Source organism: Sorangium sp. So ce394 (genome assembly GCF_051474665.1).
In the GTDB taxonomy this organism is placed as follows: Bacteria; Myxococcota_A; Polyangia; order Polyangiales; family Polyangiaceae; genus Sorangium; species Sorangium cellulosum_D.
Genome location: NZ_CP150339.1, coordinates 9043780 through 9063510, shown reverse-complemented (window position 1 = coordinate 9063510; position 19731 = coordinate 9043780). Strand labels below are relative to the sequence as shown.

18 protein-coding genes are annotated in these 19731 nt (G+C 73.1%); 14 read left to right on the top strand and 4 right to left on the bottom strand.

Annotation, left to right across the window (positions count from 1 at the left end):
* Positions 1-8 precede the first annotated feature (8 nt).
* From WMF33_RS33215 to WMF33_RS33195, 5 genes are all read left to right on the top strand, one after another.
* Positions 9-656, top strand: a complete 648-nt coding sequence (locus WMF33_RS33215) for an HAD family hydrolase (protein WP_061624390.1) — start codon at positions 9-11, stop codon at positions 654-656.
* A 156-nt stretch (positions 657-812) separates the two neighbouring features.
* Positions 813-1790, top strand: a complete 978-nt coding sequence (locus tag WMF33_RS33210; RefSeq protein WP_437332396.1) for a hypothetical protein — start codon at positions 813-815, stop codon at positions 1788-1790.
* Positions 1791-1980: 190 nt separating this feature from the next.
* Positions 1981-2583, top strand: coding sequence for an RNA polymerase sigma factor (locus tag WMF33_RS33205; RefSeq protein ID WP_061624392.1), 603 nt, complete (start codon positions 1981-1983; stop codon positions 2581-2583).
* Entirely contained in the window at positions 2580-3359 is a 780-nt protein-coding gene (locus WMF33_RS33200) for a hypothetical protein (protein WP_437332395.1), read from the top strand. Before WMF33_RS33205 ends, WMF33_RS33200 begins: the two co-directional genes overlap by 4 nt.
* Positions 3360-3369: 10 nt before the next feature.
* Entirely contained in the window at positions 3370-4644 is a 1275-nt protein-coding gene (locus WMF33_RS33195) for a glycosyl hydrolase family 8 (RefSeq protein WP_437332394.1), read from the top strand.
* Between the two features lie 91 nt (positions 4645-4735).
* Here the strand turns inward: WMF33_RS33195 and WMF33_RS33190 are convergent, their stop codons facing one another.
* Together WMF33_RS33190 and WMF33_RS33185 are read right to left on the bottom strand one after the other, a co-directional pair.
* The gene (locus WMF33_RS33190) at positions 4736-5509 is read right to left on the bottom strand and encodes a class I SAM-dependent methyltransferase (RefSeq protein WP_437332393.1); all 774 of its coding nucleotides are present in this window, start codon (positions 5507-5509) and stop codon (positions 4736-4738) included.
* Positions 5510-5573: 64 nt separating this feature from the next.
* Positions 5574-6014 (bottom strand): hypothetical protein, encoded by a 441-nt coding sequence (locus WMF33_RS33185; protein ID WP_437332392.1) that lies wholly within the window; start codon positions 6012-6014, stop codon positions 5574-5576.
* A 190-nt stretch (positions 6015-6204) separates the two neighbouring features.
* Between WMF33_RS33185 and WMF33_RS33180 the strand changes: the two genes are divergently transcribed.
* The gene (locus WMF33_RS33180) at positions 6205-7323 is read left to right on the top strand and encodes a metallophosphoesterase (protein WP_437332391.1); all 1119 of its coding nucleotides are present in this window, start codon (positions 6205-6207) and stop codon (positions 7321-7323) included.
* Between the two features lie 36 nt (positions 7324-7359).
* On the opposite strand, the gene plsY is transcribed toward WMF33_RS33180, so the two are convergent.
* Complete coding sequence (plsY, locus tag WMF33_RS33175) at positions 7360-8010, bottom strand: glycerol-3-phosphate 1-O-acyltransferase PlsY (RefSeq protein ID WP_437332390.1); 651 nt, start codon at positions 8008-8010, stop codon at positions 7360-7362.
* 156 nt (positions 8011-8166) lie between these two features.
* Between plsY and WMF33_RS33170 the strand changes: the two genes are divergently transcribed.
* From WMF33_RS33170 to WMF33_RS33140, 7 genes are all read left to right on the top strand, one after another.
* Positions 8167-9453, top strand: a complete 1287-nt coding sequence (locus WMF33_RS33170) for a patatin-like phospholipase family protein (protein ID WP_437332389.1) — start codon at positions 8167-8169, stop codon at positions 9451-9453.
* Between the two features lie 178 nt (positions 9454-9631).
* A complete protein-coding gene (locus WMF33_RS33165; protein ID WP_437332388.1) occupies positions 9632-11761 on the top strand; it encodes an SUMF1/EgtB/PvdO family nonheme iron enzyme in 2130 nt (709 codons plus the stop codon).
* Between the two features lie 302 nt (positions 11762-12063).
* Entirely contained in the window at positions 12064-12750 is a 687-nt protein-coding gene (locus WMF33_RS33160) for an STAS domain-containing protein (RefSeq protein ID WP_437332387.1), read from the top strand.
* Between the two features lie 162 nt (positions 12751-12912).
* Positions 12913-13545, top strand: coding sequence for an RNA polymerase sigma factor (locus WMF33_RS33155; protein WP_437332386.1), 633 nt, complete (start codon positions 12913-12915; stop codon positions 13543-13545).
* Complete coding sequence (locus WMF33_RS33150; protein WP_437332385.1) at positions 13536-14813, top strand: FecR domain-containing protein; 1278 nt, start codon at positions 13536-13538, stop codon at positions 14811-14813. Before WMF33_RS33155 ends, WMF33_RS33150 begins: the two co-directional genes overlap by 10 nt.
* A gap of 77 nt (positions 14814-14890) precedes the next feature.
* Positions 14891-15919 (top strand): hypothetical protein, encoded by a 1029-nt coding sequence (locus WMF33_RS33145; protein ID WP_437332384.1) that lies wholly within the window; start codon positions 14891-14893, stop codon positions 15917-15919.
* A 73-nt stretch (positions 15920-15992) separates the two neighbouring features.
* Positions 15993-17540, top strand: coding sequence for a hypothetical protein (locus WMF33_RS33140; RefSeq protein WP_437332383.1), 1548 nt, complete (start codon positions 15993-15995; stop codon positions 17538-17540).
* Positions 17541-17643: 103 nt separating this feature from the next.
* On the opposite strand, the gene WMF33_RS33135 is transcribed toward WMF33_RS33140, so the two are convergent.
* Complete coding sequence (locus WMF33_RS33135; RefSeq protein WP_437332382.1) at positions 17644-18663, bottom strand: amidohydrolase family protein; 1020 nt, start codon at positions 18661-18663, stop codon at positions 17644-17646.
* Positions 18664-18840: 177 nt separating this feature from the next.
* Between WMF33_RS33135 and WMF33_RS33130 the strand changes: the two genes are divergently transcribed.
* On the top strand, positions 18841-19626 hold the full coding sequence (locus WMF33_RS33130) for a hypothetical protein (RefSeq protein WP_437332381.1): 786 nt from the start codon (positions 18841-18843) through the stop codon (positions 19624-19626).
* Positions 19627-19731: the final 105 nt, after the last annotated feature.

Here is a 19731-nt window from a genome sequence, read left to right as displayed (position 1 = left end):
CGCCCCGCGTGTTCAAGGCGATCCTCTGGGACAACGACGGCGTCCTCGTCGACACGGAAGGGCTCTACTTCCAGGCGACGCGCGAGACGATCGCGTCGGTCGGCGTCGAGCTCACCGCCGAGGACTACCGTCAGCTGTTCCTCGTCGAGGCGCGCGGCGCCTGGCACCTCTGCAGCGCGCGCGGCGTCGACGAGGCGGGGGTGCGGCGGCTGGCCGACGAGCGGGATCGCCGGTACCTCGAGCTCATCGCGCGCGGAGATCCCCTGTTGCCGGGGGTGCGCGAGGTCGTCTCCGCGCTCGCCGCGCGCTTTCGCATGGCCATCGTCACGAGCAGCAAGCCCGAGCCGTTCCACCGCGCGCACGCGGCGACGGGGCTCCTCCGGTGGTTCGAGTTCGCGCTCACGCGGGAGCAGTACGCGCGCGCAAAGCCGGATCCCGAGCCGTACCGGGTCGCCTGCGAGCGGCTGGGGCTCGCCGCGCGCGACGTGCTCGTCATCGAGGACTCCGAGCGCGGGCTCCGGTCGGCCAAGGCGGCGGGCCTGACGTGCTGGGTCGTCCCGTCGCCGCTCACCGCGGCGTCGGACTTCACCGGCGCGGACGCGGAGCTCGGCTCGCTGCGCGAGGTGCTCGAGCGACTCGGGGGAGCGCGCGCGTGATCGCACGCTCGCACGATGAGGTAGCTCACGGCGCCAGCCCGGTCACCCCCACCGCCGCGCGGCGCGACGCGCGGACGAGTGGATTTTTGCACGACCCCGGCGAGGAGCGCATGAGCTTCTGGCGGTTCGTGAGCGGTTCGTGGCACCTTCGGGCCCGTGGCTTCCGGTGACGGCATCTCGTTCATCGAGCTCGTCGTCCTCGGCTGGTCCTCGGCCACCGCGGCGCCGACGCCGATCCCCATCCGCGTCGACTTCGACGCGCCGGCCGACTGCGCGACGGTCGACGATCTCTACGAAGCCATCCACGCCCGCTCGGATCGCGTGCGGAAGGCGGAGGACGGGGAGGGCGGCTGGGGCCTCCGCGTCCGGCTGACGCGCGGCGGGTCCGGGGTCCACGGCGAGCTCCGTGTGATCCACGAGCGCGGCGAGACGGACACGCGCACCGTCGACGCGACCTCGTGCGAGGTCGTGGTCCAGGCGCTCTCGCTCACCGCGGCGCTGGCGCTCGACGAGGCGGCCGAGGAGACCGCGCCCCTGCCGCCGCCCCCGCCGCCTGCGCCGCTCCCGCCGCGGCCGGTCCAGCCGCCGCCCGCGGCCCCGCGCCCGTGGCCGCCGATCACGTTCGGGGTCGGCGCGCAGCTCCTGGTGACGCAGGTCGTCTCTCCCTACGCGAGCCTGGGCGGCGCGCTCGTCGCCCGCGCGACCGCGCACACGGACGGCGCGCTGAGCCCTTCGCTCGGGCTCTCGCTGAACTACGCCCGAAACGATATCCTGCAGGGCACCGACAACGCGTTGATACACTGGGCGGCCGCTGCCCTCACCGCCTGCCCCCTCCGCTGGCAGATCGCCGATGTCCTCAGCGCAGAGCCGTGTGTCGTGGTCACCGGCGGCTGGTTCACGGCGACGGCGGAAGACGTGTCGCACCCGCGCTCCGCCGTGCGATCGTGGTGGAGCGCCGGGGCCCTCGCGCGCGCCGCCGTGCCGCTCGGCGGGGGCACCGCCATCGAGATCGAAGTGGGGGCCGGCGTGCCGCTCGTTCGTCGGAGCTTCACCATTTCCCTGCCGGCGGAAATCGTGGGCGAAACTCCTGTGATTTCGCCGCTGGCGGGCGTCGGGATCGTGCACAGTTTCTGAGGCTGGACTTCCGTGATCACTTCGATGCAGCCTGGGAATTATGGGACATGGACGTCATCTGGAAGCAGCGCGTCGCGGAGGCTGCCCCTCGCAAGCTGGGGCACCTGGTCCGCGCTCGCTGCTGCCGGACGTCGCTCCTTCGGAACTCGAGTCCACGGGTCTCAGGCCTCGCCTCCCGCTGAGCGGAAACATGGTCGTCGAGGTCATGACATCGCCTGCTTTATCTGACCTGGAGCCGGCGAACGTGAAGCCTTCGGCAGAGAGCTTGAGACAGCGAGACGCGCGACTGCGCCGGATGGTGGACGCCCATCTCGACTTCATCGGGCGGGTGCTCCGCAACGCGGGGACCCCGGCCGCCGAGATCGACGATGCGGTGCAGCGCACCTTCATCGCCGCAGCCCAGCGGCTGGACGACGTCCGGCCGGGGGCGGAGAAGAGCTTCCTTCTCCAGACCGCGCTTCATGTGGCAGCCCACGCGCGACGCAGCGCTGCGCGTCGGCGGGAGTTCCCGGCGGCCGAGCCGCCGGAGGTCGTGGACGCTGCGACACCGGAGCAGCTTACCAGCCAGAAGCACGCGCGGCAGATGCTAGACCAGGTCCTCGACGAGATGGAGTCGGACCTGCGGACCGTGTTCGTGCTGTACGAATTCGAGGAGATGAGCATGGTGGAGATCGCCGGCGTGCTGGGGATCCCGCAGGGTACCGTGGCCTCTCGGCTACGAAGGGCCAGGGCCGATTTTCGAGAGCGCGTCCGAGCGCTCGAGCTCGTTTCGACGAGCGAGGTGAGACGATGAGCGAACCACGCCGCCTGCTGGAAGAGAGCGACAGCCCGCTCGAGCGCGCGCTGCTGAGCGCCGGCGCGTCGTACCAGACTTCACCGGAGACGCGCGCGAAGACGCTGGCCGCGCTGGGGATCGCCGGCGCCGCCGCGCTCTCGGCCAGCGTCGCAGCGCCCGCCGCGGTCTCCGCGGCGGGGACGGCCGTCGCGTCCTCGTCGGTCGCCGTGAAGCTCGGCTGGACGAAGATCCTCGTCGCGCTCTCGACGGTGGGCGTGCTGGCCGGCATCCCCGCCGGCTACCTCGCCTGGCGCGGGTATCAGGCGCCGGAGCTCGTCGCGGTCCACCGCTTCGGCGGCGCGCTCGCGGGTCCGGTCGAGCGGGCCGCGGCGCGCCCGGCGCCCGTGGCGGCGCCGGCGCCCGCGCCGCCGGCGGAGGCCGAGCCGGAGGAGATCCCCGCCCCGGTGCGCGCCGGCAGCAGCGGCGGCGCGGCCTCCAGGGTCGACCCGAAGCCCGCCTCCTCGAGCGCGGCCCTCAAGGCGGAGCTCAGCGCGCTGGACGCGGCGCGCTCGACGCTGGCGAGCGGGAACGCGCAGGGCGCGCTCACGCTCCTGGACGCCTACTCCAAGGAGCACCCGCGCGGCCGCCTCGGGCTCGAGGCCGAGGTCCTTCGGATCGACGCGCTCGCGAAGAGCGGCCGGCTCGACGCCGCGTCGCAGCGCGCGAAGGCGTTTCTACAACGACATCCGAACAGCGTGCTCGCTTCCAGGGTACGACGCTATGTGAACGATTAAACTCCGGGTCATGCGCTGTCCCGTCCTCCTCCGCTTGTTCCGCGCAGCATCGGGCATTGCCTGTGGCTCGTTGGCGCTCTGCGCGCTGCCCGCGTGCGGGAACACGGTGGACTGGCTCGGCCACGACCGGATGAGGAGCGACGAGCTCCGCCCGCTGACCGGCCCACAGGAGTACCCCAACGCGCTCAGCGACGTGCTGGGCAAGTCGGACGAAGAGATCGCGGCGAAGATCAACGCGACCTTCCAGCAGCTCTTCTACGGCGATAGGTACAACGAAGCCATCTTCTACCCGGACGCCTACGACGCCGATCGGGCTTACATCTTTGACACCCTGCACTTGCAGGTGCGCACCGAGGGCATGGGCTTCGGGATGATGATCACCGTCCAGCTCAACAAGCGGGACGAGTTCGATCGGCTCTGGAGATACGCCAAGGAATGGCACGAGCACACGTCCGGCCCCAAGCAGGGCTATTTCGTGTCGTTCTGCGACGTGCCGTGGAGCGAGAAGCCGGTGTTCTGCTCCGATCCCTTCGGTCTCCAGCAGCTCGCGATGGCGCTGCTGTTCGCCCACGGTCGCTGGGGGAGCGACACCGGGACCATCGACTACGGAGCGGAGGCGATCGCCTTGCTCGAGGTGATGCAGCACAAGGAGACGCTGAACGGGGGCGTCGATGACGGCGTGACGAACACCTTCGACCCGGAGACGAAGCTCGTCTTCGACGTCCCGAACGTCGAAGCCGCGGACACGACCCGCCCCTCCCTCGAGATGCCGGCCTACTACGAGCTCTGGGCGCAGGCCACGGGCGACCCGTTCTGGTCCGAGGCCGCCGAGAGCGCGCGCGAGCACTGGAGGCGGACCGCGCACCCGATCACCGGGCTCATCCCGGTGCGCGCCCACTTCGACGGCACGCCGGTGACCGGCTCGGCGAACTTCGATTCGGAGTCCTACCGCACGCTGCTGAACCTCGCGCTCGACCAGATCTGGTTCGGGGTCGACCCGTGGCAGGTGGAGGAGGCCAACCGGCTGCTGGCGTTCTTCTCGAGGCAGGGCATCGACTGGTACGGCGGGGCCTACACGCTCGACGGCGTGCTGGTCGAGGCCAGGGACCCGGCGCTCGTCGTCACGAACGGCGTCGTCGGCCTCGTCGCGACGACCAGGGATCGCGCCGAGTACATCGAGGCGGCGTGGGCGGCCGAGCCGGCGACCGGATTGCCGCGCTACTACCCGGGGCTGCTCCACCTGCTCTCGCTGATCACGCTGAGCGGGCAGTTCCGCGTGTACTGACCGGAGGCGCGTCCTGCCGCGGGATCGCTCGTGATCCAGGCCCCGGCGGGCACATCGCGGCTCGGGCGCAGCGCCGTCGCGCTCGGCGGGCTCACGCGAAGCGGAGGTGGAGGACGGGCGGCGCGCCTCCGTGCTGGTACAGGCGAGGCATCCGGCTCGCGTCGCGCAACGCTCGCCCGAGCGCGGTCGAGGCGTCGCCCTCGCAGAACGGGCGCAGCCGCGGATAGCGCGACACGGAGCCGTCCAGCGAGGGGAGCTCCAAGCAGGCGCACGACCGCGGCGGGATCCGGAGCGGTGGCGACGCCTCGTGATCGAGGATGAGCTCCGTCCCCGGCGCGAGGCGCACGGAGGCCCGCGTGAGGAAGGCGTCGACGACCTCGGGCGGCTGGCGGACCAGGGCGCCCTCGGCGATGAGGAGCGTCGGCACGTCGCCCGCGCCGCGGAGGCAGTCCATCCAGCCCGTGCACGCGATCGAGCAGCACCGCGCGACGGCGTGGCGGTCCGACGCGTGGCCGAGGCGATGCGCGCACTTGAACTCGGCGAGGTGGGGCGGATCGAGCTCCACCCAGCGGAGCGTCCCGTTGTCGACGCGCGAGAACCGCGTGCAGAGCCCGGCGTCGAGCGCGATGACGAGGCCGAGCGGGTTCCGCGCGACGTAGTCGCGGACGAGCCGATCGACGGCCATGGTGCGCACGGTCGAGGTGCGGAGCGCGCGGGCGTCGAAGCCCGCCGGGTCCACGTCGAGCGAGGCCAGCATCGCCTCGGCCCACGGGTCGGCGAAGCCGAGGTCCGGAAAGCGCACCCGCGCCTCGGCGCGCCCGACCAGCGAGAGCACCGCGTGCCTGGAGACCGCCGCGGAGATCATGCGCCCTCCCCGCGGCGCGGGGCGCGAGGCCGCGCGAGCGCGCGCGCCCCCGGGGGCCGGCGCGTCACGACGGCACCCCGCCGCCGCGGACGACCTCGTCGACGAGCGCGCGCTCGAGGCGCAGCACCGCGGCCTTGTCCGGGAGCTTCGCCGCGAACAGGCCGCCGAGGAGCGTCACGAGCTTGTCGTAGTCGGGCGCCTGCGCCTTCCAGTTCGCGATCGGGTACGCCTCGTAGAGCCCGCGCGTGAGCCGCGAGGGCGTCAGCACCGAGACGCGCGCCTCCGGGTGCCAGAGCTGGAGGTGCCAGAAGCCGCGCGCGACGAAGTACTCGAACTTCCGCCCGACGAAGAGGCGCACCTCCCAGCCCGCGACGACCAGGGCGAGCTCGCGCTCGCGAGGATCGTGCGGCGGCGGCGGCCACCCCTCGTCGCGCGCGGGCTCCGCGAGGCGCGCGGGATCGGTCCGGCGCGGGGGATCCACGGCGAGCGGCGTGCGCGCGCTCACGAGAGCCCCGCCTGGGGCGCGTCGGACCCGGGGAAAGCGGCGAGCGCTGCGCATGGGGACGGGCTCGGGGCAGGGGGCATCTCTCGGCTCACGGGGGCTCCGTTGTTGATATTGAAAGTGATGTTCAACTTCGATAGATGGACGTCTTGCAGGTGTCAAGCGAAAACGGCGCCGGCTAGAATGCGCGCCGATGGCACACTTCTGTCGTTTCTCCGGCGCTTTCCGGTCTTTTGCGGTCCTCGCCCTCTGCGCGTTGCCGGCCGTCGCCTCGGGCGCAGGCTGCGGTGTCGCGGACAGCGTGACGCCCCCCGTCGGCGTCGCGCCGGAGGGAGCGGGCGGCCGCTCGAGCAGCGAGGGCAGCGGTGGCGCGCCGAGCGGCGCCACGGACGAGGGGGGCTCCCAGGTCGACGGGGGCGCCGAGGTCGACGGCGCCGTGGGCGAGCCGTCCAGGGTCGTGAGGATCATCGCGATCGGCGACACCGGCGAGGGCAACCTCGCGCAGAACCAGGTCGCCGATCGGATGAGCGAGAAGTGCCTCGCGGTGGGGGGCTGTCACGCCGTGATGATGAACGGCGACAACTTCTACGATCACGGCGTGCTCGATACCGGCGACGCGCAATGGGGGCCGAAGTTCGAGCAGCCCTACGATCGACCGGGCCTGAACGGCCTCCCGTTCTACGCGGTCCTCGGCAACCACGATCACGGCCCCAGCAGCAGCGGCGTGCGGCAGGCGCAGATCGATTACTCGCTGCTGCCGTTGGGCGACGGGCCGGGAACGCGCATGACCGACAAATGGCGCATGCCCGCTGCGTATTACGATGTCCGCGTCGGGCACGTCCATCTCTTCGGGATCGATACCGTCGACTTCACCTCCGATGAACAAGCGGTCGACATGAGCGCGCGGGTCGCCGCCTCGGACGCCCGGTGGAAGATCGTCTTCGGCCATCACCCCCGCTACACGTCGGGCGCTCACGCCGCCGACAATCAGCAGCTCGGGCTGGACGGGATGTTCGCCATGCAGCGCGCGATCTACTGCGGGGCCGACATGTACATGTGCGGCCACGACCACAATCTCGAGCTCATCGACAAGGGGCGCGACGAGCTCTGCCCGGACACCTATTTCGCCGTCAGCGGCGCCGGCTCGAAGACCCGCCCGTGGCTGGCCTCGGCCCCGAACGAGCCCGGGCAGCTCTTCTATAACGACGAGACCGAGGCCTTCGCTTACCTGGAGTTCGAGGAGAACGTGCTGCGCTTCGAGTTCATCGACAAGCAAGGCGCGGTGATCTACGCGAAGACGATCACCAAGTGAGCTGGCGACGCGCGCGGCCGCGGCCGGCCGGCGGCGTCAGCGCCGCTCGCCCTCGCGGGGCGCGCCGGCGCTCGCGCCGCCGTCGGGCCGCTTCCCGAAGGAGAGGGTGCTCTCGGTGCCCGCGAGGATCCGCCGCAGGTTCGGGATGTGCTTCAGCCAGATGAAGGCGCAGAGGAGGAGCGAGAGGCACAGCACCGGGGCGCCGCGCTCGCCGAGGAGCCAGAGGAGCGCCGGCAAGGCGAGCGCGCCGGCCAGGGAGCCGGCCGAGACCATCCGGGTCGCCCGCACGACGATCGCGAAGACGGCGAGCGTGACGAGCGTGGCCCGCGGCGCCAGCACGAGCAGGACACCGCAGGACGTCGCGACGCCCTTGCCGCCCCGCATCCCGAGGAACACGGTGTAGTCGTGGCCCAGCACCGCGGCGAGGCCGCCGGCCGCCGCGACCCACCCGCCCGGCGCGGCGGAGAGCCATGACGCGAGGGGACCGGCGACGAGCGCGCCCTTCGCCATGTCCGCGGCCAGGACGGCCAGCCCGGGCCTCCAGCCGAACGCGCGAAGGACGTTCGTGGCGCCGATGTTCCCCGAGCCCATGGCGCGGAGCTCCACCCCTTTGACGAACCGCGCAAAGAGGTAGCCTGTCGGGATCGCTCCGAGGAGGTAGGCAAGGACGAGGTAGATTGCCGTCATCGGGCGCCTCCGTGTCCGCGCGCGTGCGCGCCATGGCCACGTCCGCGCGCGTGCGCGCCATGGCCACGGCCACGACCGTGGGTGTGTAGCATGGCGCCGCGCGAGGCGCGCTTTTCAGGGTCGGTGTCGCGCGGGCGATCGTGGTACTCTGCGACCATGGCCAACGTCGCGCCCGCTTCGACCCGGTATGGCCGCGCCCCCAAGATCGCGCTCGTCCTGGCCGGCGGCGCAGCTCGCGGCGCTTACGAGGTCGGCGTCGTGCAGCACATCCTCGAGGAGGTCTCGCGCGACCTCGGCCGCGAGGCGCCGCTCGACATCCTGTGCGGCACCTCCGTCGGCGCCATCAACGTGTGCGGGCTCGCCGCGTTCGCGGACGAGGCGCGGAGCCGAGCGCGGCGGCTCGCCGCGGTGTGGACGCGCCTGCGCATCGACGACCTCGTGCGCCTCGACGTGCGCGGCGTGCTCGCCGTCGGGCACGACCTGCTCCGCGGCGGCGCCGCGGGCGCGCCCGCGAGCGGCGGCCACGCCTCGCTCCTCGACACGTCGGGCCTCGAGCGGCAGATCGCGGAGGCCGTCCCCTTCGAGCGGATCGACGGCCACCTCGAGCGAGGGCTGCTGTCGGCCGTCACCGTGTCGACGACGCTGGTCAAGAGCGGCCGCACCGTCGTCTTCGTCCACCGCCGCGAGCCCGGCCTGCCGCCCTGGAGCCACGACCCGACGATCTCCCCGCGCGCCACCGCGATCCGCGCCGAGCACGCCCTCGCCTCGTCGGCGCTGCCCATCCTGTTCCGCCCGGTGAGCATCGACGGCGAGCTCTACTGCGACGGCGGGCTGCGCCAGAACGTCCCGCTCTCGCCGGCGCGGCGCCTCGGGGCCGACGCCGTGATCGTCGTGAATCCGCGGTACATCGAGCCCGCCTCGGCCGCGACCGAGCGCGACGCGCCGGGCTTCCCCGGGCCGCTCTTCCTGCTCGGGAAGACGCTGAACGCGCTGATGCTCGACCGGATCGACAACGACCTGGCGCGCCTGGAGAGCATCAACGGCATCCTGGAGGCGGGGCGGCGCCGCTACGGGGAGGGCTTCGTCGACGCGCTGAACGAGCAGCTCGGGCTCCCGCCGGGGCGCACGCTCCGGCCGCTGCGGTCGCTGCTCATCCGCGCCTCCAAGGACATCGGCAGCCTGGCGGCGGAGTTCGTGCGCTCGCCGGCGTTCCGCGCGCGGACCACGAGCGTGCTCGGCCGCGTGATGCGGCGCCTCGCCGAGGGGGACGAGCAGCGCGAGGCCGACTTCCTGTCGTATCTGCTGTTCGACGGGGAGTTCGCGGGGCGGCTCATCGAGATCGGCCGCGCGGACGCGCGGGCGCGGCACGAGGAGCTGTGCGCGTTCTTCGAGCGGGCGCTGAGCTCTGGCGGGTTCGAGGCGCGGGCGCGCGAAGGGGGCTGAGGGACACATGCCTCCTCCGGAGCGTCCGCACCTCTCGGGCGCCGAAACGCGATGAGCGCGACTGAGGCCTCCGTGCGCGATCACCGCGCGATTACCGCACGATTACCCCACGATTCACGCGCGATGACGGCATGATCTCCGCGCGGCCGCAGCGCCCGGTGTAGACTCGCGCCGCGAGATGGCACCTTCGGATCCGTTCGGCTGGGTGGGCGCGACGATCGGCGGCAAATACCGGCTCGACGCCGTGGTCGGCGAGGGCGGGTTCGGGGTCGTCTACCGCGGCCATCACCTCGGGTTCGACGAGCCGGTCGCGGTCAAGTGCCTGAAGCTGCTCGGATCGCTGGCCCCGGCCGAGCGCGAGGCGTTCCAGCGGATGCTCCTCAACGAGGGCCGGCTCCTCCACCGCCTCTCCCGCGCGAGCGCCGGCATCGTGCAGGCCCTCGACACGGGCGCCGCGGTCTCGCCGTCGGGCGAGTGGACGCCCTACCTCGTGCTCGAGTGGCTCGAGGGCGCCGCGCTCGACCACGACATCGCCGCGCGGCGCGCCCGCGGCGGGGCGGCGCGCCCCCTCGCCGAGGCGATCGCCCTGCTCGCGCCCGCGGCGCACGCGCTCGAGGTCGCGCACGCGCAGGGCGTCGCCCACCGCGACATCAAGCCCGCGAACCTGTTCCTCACGGACATCGGCGGCCGGCGCACGCTGAAGGTCCTCGACTTCGGCATCGCCAAGGTGCTCGGCGAGCTCTCGAGCATGACGCAGGCGATGGCCGAGACGGGCGGCGCCCTCCGGGCCTTCACCGTCCACTACGGCGCGCCGGAGCAGTTCCACCAGCGCTTCGGCGCGACCGGGCCGTGGACCGATGTCTTCGCGCTCGCCCTGGTGCTCATCGAGGTGGCGTCGGGCGACCGCGCCCTCCTCGGGAGCGACGTCACGCAGCTCTACATCGCCGCGACCGATCCGGCGTTCCGCCCGAGCCTGCGCGGCGCGGGCGTGAGCGCGCCCGAGGCCGTCGAGGCGGTGGTGCGCCGCGCGCTCGCGGTCGAGCCGCGCGAGCGCTACCGCACGGCGGGCGAGCTCTGGGGAGCGCTCGAGGCCGCCATGGCCGGGGCGGTCGCGTCCGTCGGCGCGGTCGTGCCTGCGGCGGGCACGGCGCCGGGCCTGGCGGATACGGCGTACGCGAGCGCGGCCGTCGCCGCGCTGGGCCCGGCGGGCGCGGCATCCGCGCCGGAGGCGCCCCGCGGCCTTGCCGGCGCGCCGCCCGCCCTCGCCTCGACGCTCGCCCCCGGACCCGCGCCACCGCCCGCGCCCCTCACCACGATGCGCGGCATCACCGCGAGCGCGCCGCCGCCGGGGTCGCTGCCTCCGGGCTCGCCACCGGCCGCGCCCGCGACCGCCGCGTCCGCGCGGCGGCGCCGTCTGCTGCCCGCGGTCGTCTCGGCGGTCGCGCTGGCCGCCGCCCTCGGCGCGGGCGCCGTCGCGTTCTTCCAGCACCGCGCCCCCGACGACGCGCTGCCGGCGCGCGCGCGCGGCGGCCTGACCGCGCCGCCGGCCAAGGCGCCGCCCCCGCCGGACATGGTCCGGGTGCCCGCGGGCCGGTTCACGATGGGCAGCGCCAAGGGCGGCAAATCCGAGCGGCCGCCCCACGAGGTCACCCTGACCCGCGCGTTCGACCTCGATCGCACCGAGGTCACGGTCGCCGCCTACCAGCGCTGCGTCGACGCGGGCCGGTGCACGCCGAGCGGCCTGCACGGCCCCCGCGCCAGCGACGCGGACGTGGAGCAGCGCGGCGCGCTCTGCACCGCGGCGGATCCCGCGAAGGCGCAGCACCCGATCTCCTGCGTCGATCAGGCGCAGGCGGCCGCGTACTGCGCCTTCGTCGGCAAGCGGCTCCCGACCGAGGCCGAGTGGGAATACGCCGCGCGCGGCGCCGACGGCCGCGAGTACCCCTGGGGCAACGATCCGCCGGGGTGCGCGCACGCGGTCGTGTCGCGGCCCGCCGGGCAGGGCTGCGGCGCGCTCGGCAAAGGCACCCAGGAGGTCGGCTCGGCCACGGCCGGGGCGAGCGCGTCGGGCGCGCTCGACATGGCGGGCAACGTCTGGGAATGGGTGGCCGACGGCTGGGACCCAGGCGCCTACGCGAAGGGCGCCCAGACGGATCCCCAGGTGCCGGCGACCGGCAGCAAGGGCGTGCTCCGCGGCGGATCCTGGGATTTCTCGGCGAGCACGGCGAAGTCGACCTTCCGCCTGGCGTTCGACCGCGAGGCGGGCGACGTCTCGACCGGGTTCCGCTGCGCCCGCTCGCTCGATTGAGCGCGGGCTGCCGGGATGCGCGAGCGGCCTCGACGCTGCCGGCCGGGCGAGCAGGTTCCTTCCAGCCGCGATGAAGATGGGCTATCTGTTTGACCTTGGTCGAAGGTAGATTCACACGTCGAGCGGCGAGATAGGATATCTGGACAGGTGTGGTCGTGTGGTCCAGCGCGCGGTGACGTCGTTGCGAGCGCGTCCGCGCGCAGGCCGCCGGCGACGCCAGCGCCGCGCCGCAGCGACATCGCACCGAGGCCCCCGGTCAACCTTTGTCGAGCGCACAGGAGCCCATGCAAGAATCCGAGAACATGATCTCTTTCGAGGAGCGCCGGATGCAGCGCGTCATCGATGCGGTCGCGCTCGCGTCGACGGGAGAGGTCGAGCTCGCCCTGAAGCAGCTCGGGGCCGTCGAACAGGATGCCTTCGGGGTGGTCGAGGAGGCGCTGCGGGTCTTTCTCTCCGAGCTCTCCGCGACCGCGGAGCAGAACGCGCAGGCGCTCGCCGCGCTCGCTGCCTCCAAGCGCGAGCTCGAGAGCCAGCTGGAGACCATCCAGCGCCAGGAGTACGCCATCCGGGAGCTCTCGGTGCCGATCATCGATATCTGGCATGGCATCCTCACGCTCCCGCTCGTCGGGCTCATCGACTCGGTGCGGGCCGTCGAGGTGACCGATCGGCTGCTCGCCCGCGTCGCGGACGACAGCGACGTCGAGTGGGTGATCCTCGACCTCACCGGCGTCACGGTCATCGACTCGATGACCGCCCAGCACCTCGTCAAGCTCGCCCAAGCGGTGCAGCTCCTCGGCGCTCGCTGCGTCCTCACCGGGCTGGGCGGCCACGTCGCCGAGACGCTCGTGACGATCGGCGTCTCGTTCGACGAGCTGAACCCGATGCGCAGCCTGCGGGAGGGCCTCAGGTTCTGCCTGGCGCAGCGCAGGGCGGGCGGCGCTGCCCTGGCAGCGCACGGGGAGCGCGCGGCACCCCGCACGCGGACCTAGCGTCGGCGCGCGGTCGCCTCGCCAGCGGGCGCGCGCGGGCTGGCCTGCGCCACCTCGGCGCGCATGCCGGTGAGCACGGCCTCCGTGCCGAGCAGGCTCAGCGCGCTCCGACGCCGGCGCTGAGCCGTCGCGACGGGGACCGGCCATCTAGAGGCTACCGCGATGTCCGCGCACCTCCGCGTCGTCCGAAAGCCCCGCTCGCCGGATCCCCCTGTCGACGCGCAGCCCACCTTGCCCGAGGTCCTGCGCGGCCTGCACGCCCGGAATCCCGCGGCGGAGCGCCGCCTGCTCGACGCTTACGCCGGCCTCGTCGAGCGGATGCTGTTTCGCATCCTGGGCGATCTCCGGACCCTGGAGGATCTCGTGCAGGACGTGTTCGCCCGGGTGTTCTCCCGCATCGACGACGTGCGCGAGCCCGAGGCGCTGAAGCCGTTCATCACCAGCGTCACCGTCTTCGTCGCGCGCGAGGCGATCCGCAAGAAGCGGCGGCACCGCTGGCTCGCGTTCTTCGCGAGCGACGAGCTGCCGGAGATCGCGGCCAGCGTCGATCCAGAGGCCCGGCAGGGGGTGCGCGCCTTCTATCGAGCCCTGGAGACGCTCGATCCCGACGAGCGGCTGGCCTTCACGCTGCGGATCGTCGAGGGCCAGGAGCTCGCCGACGTGGCCGCCGCTTGCAACGTGTCGGTGGCGACCGTCAAACGCCGGCTCCAGCGCGCGGAGGCCGCGTTCGTCGAGCGCTGCAAGAAGGATGAAGTGCTTGCCTCCTGGCTCGCGGAGGGCGACCGATGGACGTGAGGACCAAGGACATCGCGGCCCTGGGGCGCCGGGTCGCCGCGCACCAGGACGCCGCGCTCGAGCGGCTGGCGCGGCCCGGAGCGGCGGATCGGCTCCAGGCGATCTACCGCAAAGAGGCCGCGCTCTCGCTGCGCGAAGGGGCGGCTCGCTCCCCGCGGCGGCGGCTCGGCTTCGCGCTCGCTGCGGCGTGCGTCGCCGCTTCCGCCCTCTTCTTCGCGCTGTCCCGGCCGCGCGACCCGTTGACCTACCGGGTCGACGGATCGCCCGGCGTCGTGGGCCGGTGGGTGGCCGCGGACGCGTCGCGCGTCGGGCTCGACTTCTCGGACGGGTCGCGCGTGGACCTCGCGCCGGGGACGCGCGCCCGTGTGACCGAGGTCGGCCCGCTCGGCGCCGGGGTCCTCCTGGAGCGCGGATCGCTGCACGTGCGCGTCGTGCATCGCGACGACACCCGGTGGGTGGTGGCGGGAGGGCCGTTCGAGGTGCACGTGATCGGCACCGAGTTCGACGTCACGTGGGACACCGAGGCCGAGGAGCTCGCGGTCTCGATGAGCGCCGGGCGCGTGCGCGTCCTGGGCTCCTGCGTCGAGCCGCCGGGGCGCGCCGTCGCCGCGCCCGAGTCGATCCGGCTGACGTGCGCGGCCCCCCGCGCCGCCGCGCCGCCTCCGGCGCCCGAGCCCGAGGCGAGCCCGCCCGCTGACCCGCCGGCCCTCCCCCCGAGCGCGAGCGCCGCCGCGCCCGCGCCGGCGGCGCCTCCTGCGCCGCCTGCCCGCGCGGAGGCGCCCTCGGCCGCGGCCCCCGCCGCGGCCTGGCGCGCGCACCTCGCCGCGGGCAAGCTCGCCGAGGCGCTCGCGGACGTGGAGCTCCTCGGCATCGACGCGGTGCTCGAGCGCGCCGCCGGCGCGGAGCTCGTCGAGCTCGGGTCCGCGGCGCGGCTCGCGCGCAAGCCGGACGTCGCGGCCCGGTTCTACCAGACGGCGCGAGCGCGGTTCGCCGGGAGCGACGCCGCCGCCGTGGCGGCGTACCACCTCGGCCGCATGGCGTTCGACGGGCGCGGCGCCTGGGCGGAGGCCGAGCGCTGGTTCGCCGTGTACCTCGCGGAGAGGCCGCGCGGCGCGCTCGCGCCGGAGGCGCTCGGCCGCTCCATCGAGTGCGCGACGAACCTGAAGCTCCACGCGCGCGCCCGCGAGCTCGCCGCGCGCTACCTCGCGGCCTACCCGAACGGCGCCCACGCCGGGCTCGCGGCGACGCTCGCCGGTGGGGCCGATTGACGCTGCGCCCGCGCGCGTCACGGGCGTCGGGACGGCGCCGGCGGAGCCTGTCCGGAGCGCGCGCCGCGGCGCGCCCGATGGGCGGCGCGCTCGTCGCGCTCTTGGCGTCCCTGGCGCTCGCGGCGCCGTGTTTCGCCGACGAGCGCTCGCCGATCACCGTCGTCGCCGGTGTGCGCGGCGCGCTGGCGCACCGGCTCTCGCAGGAGCTCGAAGCGGCGGGCTTGCCGGTGCAGGTCGAGGTGAGCCCGGTGGCGGTCGCGCCCGGCGGGCTGCTCATCGTCGTGCCCGAGGGGGACGAGGGGGCGATCGAGATCTGGTCGGCGTCGGGCGGCCGGGCGGATCTCGTCGCGAGCGTGGCGCCCGACGGCCCGCTCGACACCCGGGTGCTCCGCGCGGCGGAGCTGGTGCGGGCGCTGCGGTCGCCGGCCGGCGCCCCCACCGACGCCACGCCGGCGGCGGTCGCGCCGGCGCCGCTCCCGCCCGCGCCCGTCGCGCCTTCGGCCGTGGCCGTGGGGCCCGGCGACGCGTGGCGGAGCCCGCCGCTCGGCGCGTGGGGGCCTCCGGCGCCCGCGTTCCCGGTGCCCGCGGCGCCGAGGGCCGCGCTCGTCGATGTGGGCGTCGCGGTGGCCGTGGGGTGGCAGACGCCGGGCGTGTCGCTGGCGCTCGATGCCTCGCTCCGGATCTGGCCTTCGGCCCGGGTCGGCGTCGGGCTCCTCGCGGACCTGCCGCTCGTCGGCCCGACGATCGACGCGCCGGAAGGCGAGGTCCGCTTTCGCGCCACGCTCCTCGGCGCCGAGCTCGTCCTCGCGCCCGTCGCGAGGACGGGCCGTTTCGGGCTCGTCCTGTCCCCTGGCGTGGGCCTCGCCCACGTGAGCGCGTCGGGCGAGGCGAGGCCGCCCTACCTCGACAGCGACGAGTCCGCGATCACCGCCCTCGTCTACGGGCGAGGCGAGGCGCGCCTCCGGCTCATCGACTCCCTGGTGCTCACGGCGGGCGCGCTCGGCGGCGCGGCGATTCCCCCTGTCGATATCCGGTTCGCGGGACGGGTGACCTCGACCTTCAGCCCGCTCGCGTCGTTCTCGCTCGGCGTCGTCGTCGAGCGGTGAGCCGCCGGCGTGGCAGGCGGCCATTCCTAGGAGCAGGACACGCGCTTCCTCAACCGAGATCGGAGAGTGCTCCTTGAAGCAGCTCATCGTACCTGGAACCATCGCGCTCAGCGTGCTTACGGCGGCATGCGACAGGATTCCGCTCGATCCCATTCGCGGCGATGACGCCGGCGGCGATGCCGCGGGAGAAGGCGGAGCCGGCAGCGGCAGCGCCGGCAGCGGCAGCGGCGCCGGCAGCGGCAGCGGCGCCGGCAGCGGCGGCGCGCCGGGCACCGGCGGCGCGCCGGGCACCGGCGATTCCCTCTGGAGCCTGCACTTCGGATCGGCGGTGCGCCAGGCCAGCGTCTCCGGGGGCCGCATCGCCGTGGACGGGGCGGGCCACGTCATCCTCGCGATCGAGGTCGCCGAGGGCGTCGACCTCGGCGACGGCCCGCTCTCGACAGAGGGCCGCTCGGACGTCAGCCTCGCGAAATTCGACGGGGAAGGGCAGCTCATCTGGCACAAGAGGCTCTTCGACGCGGGCTACGTGCAGGATGTCGCCGTCAATCCGGCGGGGCTCATCGCCCTGGCGGGACGCGCTCGCCAGACCAGCATCGATCTCGGAGGCGGCCCGCTCGTGGGCGGATCGCTCGACGCCTTCGTGGCCGTCTTCACGGCAGACGGAGAACACGTCTGGTCGGCTCGGAGCGGCGCAGGATCCTATGTATTGTGGGACAGCATCGACGTTGACGCGGCCGGGAACGTGGTCGTGGCCGTGAGCTTCACGGGCCAGATCAGCCTCTGCGGACGCTCGCTGACCAGCGCCGCCGTGGACGACTCGTACGTCGCGAAATTCGACCCCGCGGGGCATTGCCTCTGGGTCAAGCAGCTCGGCGCCACGGAGACGCACGACGTCGCGCTCGATGCGACGGGAAACGTCGCCCTCGCCGGGAGCTTCGGGTACGGCGACATGAAGACGATCGACCTCGGCGGCGGGCCGCTGACCTCCGCTGGCCGCGAGGACGTCTTCGTGGCGAAGCTCGACGCCGCCGGAGCGCACCTCTGGAGCAAGCGGTTCGGCGACGAGGCGCTCCAGAGGGCGTACGGCGTCGCGGTCGACGGCTCCGGAGCCGTGGTGATCGGCGGGACGTTCCTCGGGAGCGTGGATTTCGGCGGAGGCGCTCTGGTGAGCGCGGGCGGGTTCGATTTTCTCGAGCCCGGCTCGGTCACGTGGGGCGGCAACATGTTCGTGACCAAATTCGGCCCCGCGGGCGAGCTCCTATGGGCCAAGCGCTTCGGGGAGTACGGGCCCCAGACGGCGCTGGACGTCGCGGCGAACGTGGGAGGCGACATCGCCGTCACGGGCCTGCTGTACGGCGACGTCGATCTGGGCACGGGCCTCATGGACTGCACCTACGGCGATGCCTTCGCCGCGAAGCTCGACGCGACGGGCACGGTGCGCTGGGCCAAGCACACCGGCGACAGGGGGCGCCAGTACGGCCAATCCACGACCATCGACGCGACGGGCAGCGTGTTCGCCGCCGGGCCGTTCCTGGGTACGATCGACTTTGGCACGGGGCCGCTCGTGAACGCGCCGTCGGAGCCGTCCTCGGACTCCTTCCTCGTGAAGTTCGGGCCCTGAGGTCGCGGGCGGTGATCCGAGGGTCGACGTTCGTCGCGGGCAGGCGCCGAGCCATCGGCCGCGCGAGCCGCGCCCCGCATGGACGGGGCCGGCAAAGTGGCCCTCACCGCGCGCAGGCGCCGAGCCATCGCGCGGCGTTCTGTCCGAGGGCGGGGCCGAGGAGCTCGGGGGGCAGGTGGAGGCCCTGATAGGTGCCGAGGGTGCGGGCCGGCTGGTCGGCGGTTTGACGAAAGAAACGGAAATTGTCCTCTTTCAAGAGACCCATGTTCGACTCCACCTGCAGATCCCACAGCTCCATGGACAGCGGGTCCAGCCCGCTGGTCACGAGGTCGGTCCCGAACAGGAAGCGCTCGGGCCATCGAGAGAACAGCTTGAGGAGCTGGGCGCGCTCCCGCTCGAGGTTCGCGAACCCCTCCGCCGCCGGGCCGGCGGAGCCATGGCTCGTATCGACGAGGAGGCGTGGAAACGCCTCCATCAGGGACTCCACGCGCGCGAGGTCGGTGCGGCTGCCGCAGAGATGTGCGCACACCAGCCGCAGGTCGGGGAAGGAGCGCAGGACCGCCTCGAGCTCGTCGCGGTATCGGACGGTGTTGGCGTGAAGGAGGATCGGGAGCGCCTGATCGGACAGCGCCTGCCACATCGCCTGGTGCGAGGGGTCGTCCAGGGGACGCTCGTGGAAGAGGTTGTGCCCCTGATAGAGCTTCACGCCGCAGGCGCCTCGGCGGCGGAGCTCGGCGAGGTACGCGAGATCGCCGTGACCCAGATCCACGGTGACGAACGGAATGAGCTTTCCGGGGTGAGCCGCCGCGGCGTCGAGGACGATATCGTTGCCCGTGCGGTAGCCGGCGAGCCCGGATCCGCCGCGGCCGCTGGTCAGGTCCGGGCTCGCGAGGATGACGGCGCGATCGATGCGGTGCTTGGCCATGTGGGCGAGCAATGGTGTCACCGCGTCGGCGTGCGTCAGGTGCACATGGATGTCGATGACCTCCTGGCGGGGCGGAGGCGGCGACGAGCGGCACCCCAGGACGGCGGCGAGCGCAGCTCCCAGCGAGATGCTGCGGAGTCGGGCCCCGCGATCGGTGTGGGCGGCCTTCGGAGAGCGGATTGAACGACGCGGAGCCATCGCCGGCAAGGATACTCCGCGGCTTCGCTGGCGCCATGGAAAAGAATGGAGTCGTGAGAAATGATATGATCTGACATCGCGCTTCTAATCATGGTTCATGCAATGCTCGATGTGCGTGCTTCAGGGGGCGACGCCTCGCCCTTGGGAGCATTGTTATCTGTTCTCAGGAGGTCTTGTATGTCGCTCATCCGTAGCTCGATTCGATTCATGGGGTTCACGGCGCTCTACGCCTCGTTGTTCGGAGCGACGTCTTGTTCGCCGTGGTCGGACAATGGCGTGGGCCCCGGCGCCGGGGGCAGCAGCAGCACCAACGCCACCGGCAGCGGCAGCAGCGGCGTCGGTGACAGCGGCAGCGGCAGCGGCGTCGGTGATGGCGGCGGCAGCAGCGGCGTCGGTGATGGCGGCGGCGGCAGCAGCGGCGGCGGCGGTGGCAGCGGTCCTGGCGGGGTCGGCGGAGGCGGCTCCGCGAGCGGGGGCGGCGGAACGCCGGCTTGCGCGGACGACGCCCACGAGGAGAACGACGCGGCCGCCTCCGCGGCGCCGCTCGCCTACACGGCAGGCGGCAGCGGATCTCCCGACGCGTGGTTCTCGCACGTCGGCTTCGTCCTCTGTTCAGGCGATGAGGACTGGTACCTGATCGATACCTCTCTCGGGTACGAAGAGCTCTATTGGAAGCTCCGCGTCCTGGCCGCCGGGGCAGAGCTGTGCGGCGCGGGGTGCGAGCAGTACACCCCGCCACCCGGCCCAGAGAACACGGTGATCGTGGAGGTCTACAGCGCGGCCACGATGGAGCTCATCGGATCTGAACAGAGCGAGCATGGACGGGTGTGGCTCGATGGCGAAGGGCTGGATTCGGCGAACGATCTGCTCCTGCGCATCTATGGGCCGCCGGAGGCGGCCTACCCGTACGACATCACGTTCATCGCCAAGTCCTATGAAGGGGAGGACGAGTGCGAGTGCTGAGCGTCGCCTCGACGAGAGCGCCGAGGCGGCCGCGCCGCTAGCGCCGGCGGCGCTCGCGCTCGTCGGCGTGGGCGCATGGAGCCTGCGACGCGATCGCGGAGGACG